This window comes from Actinomycetes bacterium, assembly GCA_024222295.1.
Lineage (GTDB): Bacteria > Actinomycetota > Acidimicrobiia > Acidimicrobiales > Microtrichaceae > JAAEPF01.
Genome location: JAAEPF010000092.1, coordinates 1 through 1,034 on the forward strand (window position 1 = coordinate 1; position 1,034 = coordinate 1,034).

General features: G+C 69.2%; 1 protein-coding gene. It reads right to left on the bottom strand.

What is annotated here, in order from left to right; translation table 11 throughout:
- Nucleotides 1–718 precede the first annotated feature (718 nt).
- On the bottom strand, nucleotides 719–1,034 hold a 316-nt coding region (locus GY812_17280; protein ID MCP4437233.1), incomplete at its 5' end, for a hypothetical protein.

Below are 1,034 nucleotides of genomic sequence, written 5' to 3' on the forward strand. Positions count from 1 at the left end.
CAAAACACGACATCGCCAAGCGACCGTGCTTCACGGGGTCGCTGTCGCTATCTACGAGCGCAGACACCGTACCCTGCCGCTCCCACACCGCAGGGCTGGGTTTACAGCAGCGGAACTCAGCAAAATGGAACCGAACCCCCTGCTGTCGGACCAGGCACCACCCGCGGCTGGACCATACATCCCGCAGAACCCGGATGAGCTTTGGGCCGAGGCCCAACGGGCGTTGCACGACGAACAGGAGGACGACCCGTTCGGCTTCGGCGGGGGTTTAGACTTCCTGGACGACGGGCCAGCCAGCGCCAACCCTGCCCCGTCGGGCAGCCTCTCGACGCCCACCTCGACTCCGCCACCGAGAGCGACATCGCACCCACATGATGACGTCGCTCACCGTCAAGACGCCGACGAGGACCTTTATGATCCCCTCGGATTGAGTGGCAGCATAGACGACGCCCCGCCGACACCCCACGCTGCCGACGATGCCGCTCCATCGAGACGCCACCCGACCACGCGGCCGACCTCCGAGCCCTCGCACGGCATCATGATTGGTCCCCCCGTGCCACCCACCCCGTCCCCCCACCAGCGCCAGCCCGCGGGGGCGGCTCCAGCCCCCCCGCAGGGCACTGAGCCAGTCAGGCCGTCGCACCCCGTCCACGCTTTTATTGTTGCTGGGTGCGAGGCTGCGGCTCCTCCGTCCTCACGGGGCGTGGCCCTAGCGGCTTCAGCCCTGGGACCGCGTGTTACCCTCCAGTCGCCTCTCAAGGGCGACGGCCGCCAGCACACGGATCGCCGCACTGCGCTGGTCCACCACCTGGCCAGGCGCACCGATGCCCTCGTCCCCGCCACGGGGCCCGCGGCCGCAGGCACAGAGCAGCCGCCCCTCACCGTCCGCGAAGCCGAGCTGTCCCAGTCTGTGGCCGCTCTTCAGCAGAGGTGTGCTGCTCTCGCCGCCGACCTTGCCGCCGCTCAAGCCCGTCAAGGCCCTCTGCTCCAGCGCCTCCACCGCGCCGGTCGTGCCTTCGCCGAGCTGCTTACAC